We start from the raw sequence: 7,331 nt of genomic DNA, 5'->3' as shown, positions 1-7,331 counted from the left end.
CACCCGCCCCCCAGCACCACCGCGACCAAACAGCCCCGCCTGACCACCGGCACCACCCGCACCACCACCGGCCACACCGGACCCACCCTGACCCCCATCACCCCACAAAATGCCGCCCGCCCCACCAGCTTGACCAGTCCCCGCCGCCCCATCAGCACCATCACCGATCAATGCCCGCCCCACCAAAAGCCGAGTCGGCGCGTTCACCGCTGCCAACACCTGCTGCTCCACCGCCCCCAACACACGCCCATTAACCGCCTCAGCACCCCCATACGCCCCCGACGCAGCCAACACCCGAGAAAACTCCACACCAACCGCGCTCGCCTGAGCATGCGCCACCACAAACTGCCGGCCATGATCCGCAAACAACGCCGCCACCGCCACCGACACCTCATCCCCCGCCGCCGTCGCCACCGCAGTCGTCGCACCCGACAGCCCGGCAGCAACCTCAGCCAGCGAACCCGCAATCCCGGCCAACCGACCCGAAGCCACACCCAAGTCCGACGCAACCGCGACTACAAACGCCATCACAACCTCCGACATCACACTTGGCACAAGGTCAGGCGGCGACACGCCTTACCATCGAGGACCGAAAGCCGAATCTGTCCAGCAACTACCCCAGACAGAACCAGCACGGTGATGTATCACACATTTCCTCAACCTCGGCAGCCGCCCTGCAAAACGGCGATGACCGCCCAAGCGCCAAGGGCCGCCTCGGGCGACCGGTCGAGTTCGGCCACCAGGCTTAGGTCACCGGCACCGACGACGGTTCAGTGCGCGAAGTGCTCGGCCTGGTAGTGCCCGCCCGGCTTCAGCTTGTCCAGCGAAGCCAGCGCCTTGACGGTGTCGTCGTGCAGCGCGCGGGCCAGGTCGGCGGAAAGGCCTTCGCGCACCACGACGCGCAGCACCGACACGTTCGTCGCGTTGTCCGGCATGGTGTAGGCCGGCACCTGCCATCCGTAGCCGCGCAGCTCGTGGGAGAGATCGAACTCGGTGTACCCGCGATTGCGGGCGAGCCGGAAGGCGAGTACCGGGATCGCTGTGCCGTCGGTGATCAGCTCGGCGTGCTCGCCTACGCGCAGCTGCTCGCCCAACCACCGCGCGGTCCACGACAGCGACTGCATCACCTGCGTGTAGCCTTCGCGGCCCAGCCGCAGGAAGTTGTAGTACTGGCCCACCACCTGATTGCCGGCGCGCGAGAAGTTCAGCGTGAAGGTCGGCATGTCGCCGCCCAGGTAGTTGACCCGGAAAACCAAGTCCTCGGGCAGGTGCTCGGCGCTGCGCCACACGACAAACCCGACCCCGGGATAGGTGAGCCCGTACTTGTGCCCGCTGACGTTGATCGACACCACCCGTGGCAGCCGGAAGTCCCACTTCAGTTCCGGATGCAGGAACGGCACCACGAAGCCCCCGCTGGCGGCATCGACGTGCACCGGCACATCCACGCCACCGTCTGCAGCCAATTTGTCCAGTGCGGCGCAGATTTCGGCGACCGGTTCGAGTTCGCCGGTATAGGTGGTGCCCAGGATCGCTACCACCCCGATGGTGTTCTCGTCGACGGCGTCGATCACCTGCTCGGGAGTGATGACGTAGCGTCCCTCCTCCATCGGCAGATAGCGCGGCTCGACGTCGAAGTAGCGGCAGAATTTCTCCCACACCACCTGCACGTTGGAGCCCATGACCAGGTTGGGGGTGCGGCCTTTCCAGTCCTTGGTCTTGGCACGCCAGCGCCACTTCAGCGCCAGCCCGCCCAGCATGACCGCCTCGCTGGAGCCGATGGTGGACACCCCGGTGGCGCTGCTGGGGTCGTCGTCGCGCAGGTTCTCGGCATGGAACAGGTCGGCCACCATGCACACACAGCGCTGCTCGATCGCCGCGGTCGCCGGGTATTCGTCCTTGTCGATCATGTTCTTGTCGAACGTCTCGGCCATCAACCTGCCGGCCTCGGGGTCCATCCAGGTGGTGACGAAGGTGGCCAGATTCAGCCGCGAACTGCCGTCGAGCATCAGCTCGTCGTGAATGAAGCGGTAGGCGGCCTCGGGATCCATCGACTCCTCGGGCATCCGCAAAGCCGGCACCGGGGCGGTGAACATGCGGCCGGTGTAGGCGGGGGCGATTGAGTGCGCGGGCACGGACGGGCGGCTGAGGGTCACGGTGCAACCTTTCGTTGGGCGGGGAACTTACAGGGCAGCCAGGGCCGCCCGAATGTGGTGCAAAATCCGCGACGCCGACGTAGGCGCCTCGCCGGGTCCCGGATCGGCGGCCGACAACGCCGCCGCCCGGGCGTGGACGAATGCCGCGGCCGCGGCTGCCTCGCCGGCCGGCAGTCCCGACGCGAGCAGGGCACCGATCATTCCGGACAGCACGTCCCCAGACCCGGCGGTGGCCGCCCAGGACTGTCCCGCCGGGTTCAGGTAGACGCGGCCGCCGGGCTCGGCGATGACGGTGACGTTGCCCTTGAGCAGCACGGTGGCCCCCAGCGCGTCGGCCAGCCGCCGTGTCGCGCCCAACCGGTCATCACCCGGCGGTGATCCGGCCAGCCGGGCGAACTCCCCGGCGTGCGGGGTCAGCACCGTGGGGGCGGTACGGTCGGCCACCAGATCCGGATGGGCGGCCAGCATGGTCAACCCGTCGGCGTCGACCAGCACCGGCAGGTCGGTCTCCAGCGCGAACCACAGCGCCGCGGCCCCGGTTTCGTCGGTACCCAGCCCCGGCCCGACCACCCAGGCCTGTACCCGACCGGCCGCTGCCGGGGTGGGCGAGGCGATGACTTCCGGCCACTGGGCGAGCACTTCGCGGTGGGCGCCGCCGGCGTAGCGGACCATCCCCGAGTGTGTCGCGACGGCTGCGCCCGTGCACAGCACGGCGGCGCCCGGGTAGGTCGAGGACCCGGCCAGCACGCCGGTGACGCCCTGGGTGTACTTGTCGTCGTGGGCACCGGGCACCGGCCAGCGGGCCAACACATCGGCGGCCTCGAAACCGACAACCTCTGTGGGGGCCAGATCGAGTCCGATGTCGATGAGTTCGACGCGGCCGCAGTCGGCCAGCGCGTGCACCGGTTTGAGCCCGCCGAAGGTGACGGTGAGCGCGGCACGTACCGCGGGGCCGGCGATCGCGCCGGTGGCCACGTCGATTCCACTGGGAATGTCCACGGCGACCACCGGAATGTCAGCGGCTTGGTCGAACACCTGCGCCGCGGCCGGCCGCAGCGGCCCCGACCCGGAGATGCCCACCACTCCGTCGATAACGAGATCCGTTGTCGGATCAATCTTTTCGACGACGCGGCCGCCCGCCTTGCGAAATGCGGCCAGCGCCTTAAGGTGTGCTCGTTCCGGGTTGAGCAATACCGCGTCGGCCGCGGCGCCGCGCCGGCGCAGGAAGGTCGCCGCCCACATTGCGTCGCCGCCGTTGTCACCGGATCCGACGACGGCGCAGACCCGGCGGCCCGCTACCCCGCCCGCACGCGCGGTCAGCTCACGAATGATCGCGGTGGCCAGTCCGTACGCCGCCCGTTTCATCAAGGCGCCGTCGGGCAGGTTGGCCAGCAGCGGCGCTTCGGCTTCGCGAATCGCATCAGCGAGGTAGTAGTGCCGCACGTAGCAAGGTTACGTTCGCCGCGGAACCGGTCGTGCTCAGGTTCGGTTAGTGGCGAAGGCCTTGGTCAGCCATTCGCTCATGGCGGTGGCAAGCGCCGCCCGATTCTCCCGTTTCGAGATCGCATGGCCGTCGTCTTCGAAGAGCAGGTAGCGCACCTCGCGGCCGGCCCGGCGCAGCGCCTCGACAATCTGCTCGGACTCGGTCACCGGAACATTTCTGTCGTTGGCCCCGTGCACGACCAGCAGCGGGGCGGTGAGCGCATCGACCCGCAGCAGCGGCGACAACCGATCGAGCAGTTCCCGGTCGTTGACCGGATGCCCGTATTCCGGGTACGCGGCATCGGCAATCCAGGCCTCGGTGTTGCGGTAGAAGGTGCCAAGGTCGCTCATCCCGCAGATGCTGACGCCGGCCGCGAACAGGTCCGGGTGAAAAGTCAACGCGGCCATAGTCAGGTAGCCGCCGTACGACCAGCCGGCGCAGGCGATGCGCGCCGGGTCGGCCAGCTCCCTGGCCACCAGGTACTGCACGCAATCGGCGACGTCGTCGATAGCCGCGAACCGCTTCTCTTTGTCGTCGGCATGGACGAAGGTGCGCCCGAAGCCGCCGGAACCACGGACGTTGGGCGCCAGCACAGTCACCCCGTCGTTGACCAACTGCGCAAAGATCTCGTTGTATCCGGGCCGGGACTGTCCCTCGGGGCCACCGTGCAGGTAAACCACCGCGCCGGTCGACTCGATGTGCGCAGCGGGCCGGAAAAGCCAAGCGTTCAAGCACAATCCGTCACGGGTGGTGATGGTCTCGGGTGCCGAGTGGGCCGAGAACCCGCCGATGACCGGCCCGCGGCTGGGTTCGCGATCTATCGGCTCCCATTGCCGCGAGCGGGGGTTGACCAGCTCGACGGTGCGCGGCATATCCGGGCCTTCAATCGTCATCGCGACCAGCGAGCCACCTGCACTGATGGACAACTGGCCGGCCAGCGGCCCGGGCAGCGGAATCGGTTCGGTCAGCGTGTAGTCGCTGTACTCGAGTATTTGTAACTCGCTGCGCCCCTGGGTGTTCCACAGCAACGCGATGGTGGACAGGTCATCGCTGACCGCGAACTCATCGAGTTCACAGTCGGGTCGTTCGGCCACCACGAGGTAACTGACCCCATCCTCGGTAGCCGTCACTTCCAGCAGCCGGGCGTATTCGCAGCCGTTGTCACTGCGCACCAATGCCCGCACATAGCCGCGACCCTTGGCGCCGTACAACTTACCCGGGTAGTACAACTTGGCGTCTTCGCTGGTCGGGCCGTGGCGGATGCGGCGCGGCTGGTGGTCGTCGAGTATGACGCCGGTGGCCGTGGTCGAGCCGGGATCGGCCGGCAGCAAAGCGATTTCAGTGTGGCCGTGCAGCATGATCATCTCCTGGTAGCCGCGCGGCCCGACCCGCACCAGAGCCGCCCCCGACCAGGCGTCGACCAGTCGTCCGCCGGAACGGCGGTCCAGCACGGTGCAGTGCCCATCGGCGGGATCGATCAGGCACGAGATTCCCACCCCGTCCTCACCGGTCAGAATGGCCGAAACCCGGGTACCGTCCCAGCCGACCAGCTCGGCGGTCCCGTGCTCTTCGGTGTCGATGCGCCGGGCCATCCGGTCGTCGGGATCGGTTGTGACAACCCAGATCTGACTGCGGGTACCGCCGTCGGGAGCCACTTCGCAGGCCAGCCAGTGACCGTCGGCGGAATGGATGACGCGCAACACGGGACCGTGCACCGGCAACTCGACATCGCGCGACGAGCTCGCCCGCCGACCGCGCAGAAAGCGCTGCACCGCGCGGGGATAGCCACCGTCGTCGACCAGGTGAGCGAACGCGGTCGCATCCGGGGAAAGCGATGCGCCGTACAGCGCGCGCACCTGTTGCCCCACGTCGTCAGCCCGCCATGCTCTGCAGCCACATCTCGAGCAGGCCCAGCTGCCACAGTGAGTTGCCGTCCAACGTGGTCCGCGATTCGTTCGGCGCCTTCAGCAATGCCTCGACGGCTTCGGCGCGGTAGAGCCCGCGGCTGCGGGCGGCACTGTTGGTCAACGCATCGCGAACCATGTCCAGCAATTCGCCGTGCAGGTGCCGAATCCCCGGCACCGGGAAGTAGCCCTTGGTCCGGTCGATCACCTCGGGCGGCAGCAGCGCCCGAGACGCGTCCTTGAGCACGCCTTTGCCGTGGGAGGCCAGCTTCAGCTCGGGTGGGCAGGTGGCTGCCAGCTCTACGAAGTCGTGGTCGAGGAACGGGACGCGCCCCTCCAATCCCCAGGCCATGGTCATCGTGTCAACCCGTTTGACCGGATCGTCGACGAGCATGACCTGGGTGTCGAGCCGAAGGGCGGCGTCCACTGCGGTGTCGGCGCCCGGCGCCGCCTGATGGGCGCTGACGAATTCCCGGCTGACGTCTGCCTCGAGGGAGTAGTCGGGGGAATAGATGGACAACACGTCGCGGTGGGTGCGGTCGAAGAAATGCCTGGCGTACACGTCGGTGACCTGCGCGCGGGGCACGCCGGCCAGCGGCGGGTACCAGCCATAACCCGCCAGGATCTCGTCGGCTCCCTGACCGGACTGCACGACCTTGACCGATTTACTGACCTCTTCGGAGAGCAGATAGAAGGCCACGCAGTCGTGACTGACCATCGGCTCGCTCATGGCGGCAATGGTTTTCGGCACGGCGGGCAGGAGCCGCGAGGAATCGATATGGATCTTGTGGTGATCGGTGTCGAAAGTCTTCGCGATCAGGTCGGAGTAAAAGTACTCGTCGCCGGATTCGCCGCCGGCGGAGTCGAACCCGATGCTGAATGTGGCCAGGCCGTGCTGGCCCTGCTCTGCCAGCAACGCCACCACCACTGAGGAGTCGATGCCGCCCGACAGCAGCACACCGACTGGCACGTCGGCGACCATCCGGCGTTGCACCGAGGCGCGCAGCGCGTCCATCAGCGCGTGCTGCCAGTCGCCCGCCGACCACGAGGCGCGAGCCGGGTCGCGGCCGAACTTCGGCGCCCAGTACACGCTGTCGGTGTGCGTGCCGTCGGGCTGAACCACCCGTACCGTTGCCGGGGGGAGCTTGCGTATGCCCTGGTAAATGGTGCGCGGCGCCGGCACCACCGCGTGGAAGGTCATGTAGTGGTGCAGTGCATGACGATCCAGTTCGGTGTCGACGCCGCCGGCGTCCAGCAGCGCACGCACCGACGATGCGAACCGGAGCCGGCCCGGCGCCGCGGCAAGATACAGCGGCTTGATGCCCAGCCGGTCGCGCGCCAGCGTCACCACGCCCGAGGCCCGGTCGACGACGGCAAAGGCGAACATGCCCTTGAAGCGGTCCACGCATCCGGCGCCCCACTTGTGGAATGCCTTGATCACCACCTCGCTGTCCGCGGTGGAGAAGAAGCGGTAGCCGTCGGCTTGGAGTTCTTTTCGCAGCTGTTGGTAGTTGTAGATGCAACCGTTGAACACCAGCGTCAAGCCGAGCTCGCTGTCCACCATCGGCTGGGAGCCGCAGGCCGACAGATCGATGATCGACAGTCGTCGATGCCCCAGCGCAACCGGTCCGTGCGCCACCACGCCCGACCCGTCCGGTCCCCGCGCCGCCATGGCGTCGACCATCCTGGTGACGGCGCCGACATCAGCCGCTTCGCCGTCCCAGCGGATCTCACCGCAGATGCCGCACATGCGCTATTCCGTTCTGCCCTCGATCGATTGCTTCACTGTCG

General features: G+C 67.7%; 5 protein-coding genes. All 5 read right to left on the bottom strand.

What is annotated here, in order from left to right; all coding sequences use genetic code 11:
- A partial coding sequence (locus AC5Y7D_RS28945) for a PE family protein (RefSeq protein ID WP_499929471.1) occupies positions 1-528 on the bottom strand: 528 nt, incomplete at its 3' end.
- Positions 529-770: 242 nt separating this feature from the next.
- Positions 771-2,153 carry a glutamate decarboxylase gene (gene gad / locus AC5Y7D_RS28940; RefSeq protein ID WP_499929470.1) on the bottom strand — a complete coding sequence of 461 codons (1,383 nt, stop codon included), beginning with the start codon at positions 2,151-2,153 and terminating at the stop codon, positions 771-773.
- 27 nt (positions 2,154-2,180) lie between these two features.
- A complete protein-coding gene (locus AC5Y7D_RS28935; protein ID WP_499929469.1) occupies positions 2,181-3,596 on the bottom strand; it encodes an NAD(P)H-hydrate dehydratase in 1,416 nt (471 codons plus the stop codon).
- 36 nt (positions 3,597-3,632) lie between these two features.
- Positions 3,633-5,504: an alpha/beta hydrolase family protein gene (locus AC5Y7D_RS28930; protein WP_499929468.1), complete on the bottom strand. Its 1,872-nt coding sequence runs from the start codon at positions 5,502-5,504 to the stop codon at positions 3,633-3,635.
- A 4-nt stretch (positions 5,505-5,508) separates the two neighbouring features.
- Positions 5,509-7,290, bottom strand: a complete 1,782-nt coding sequence (locus AC5Y7D_RS28925) for an N-acetylglutaminylglutamine amidotransferase (RefSeq protein ID WP_499929467.1) — start codon at positions 7,288-7,290, stop codon at positions 5,509-5,511.
- Between the last annotated feature and the right edge of the window lie 41 nt (positions 7,291-7,331).

It is taken from the genome of Mycobacterium sp. NGS49 (assembly GCF_059812565.1).
The sequence above is the reverse complement of the archived record's forward strand: the minus strand, read 5'-3'. Positions and strand labels throughout refer to the sequence as shown.

Bases quoted from the DNA above. Each gene is read 5' to 3' on its own strand.
- AC5Y7D_RS28925 (WP_499929467.1), bottom strand. From the start codon at position 7,290: ATGTGCGGCATCTGCGGTGAGATCCGCTGGGACGGCGAAGCGGCTGAT.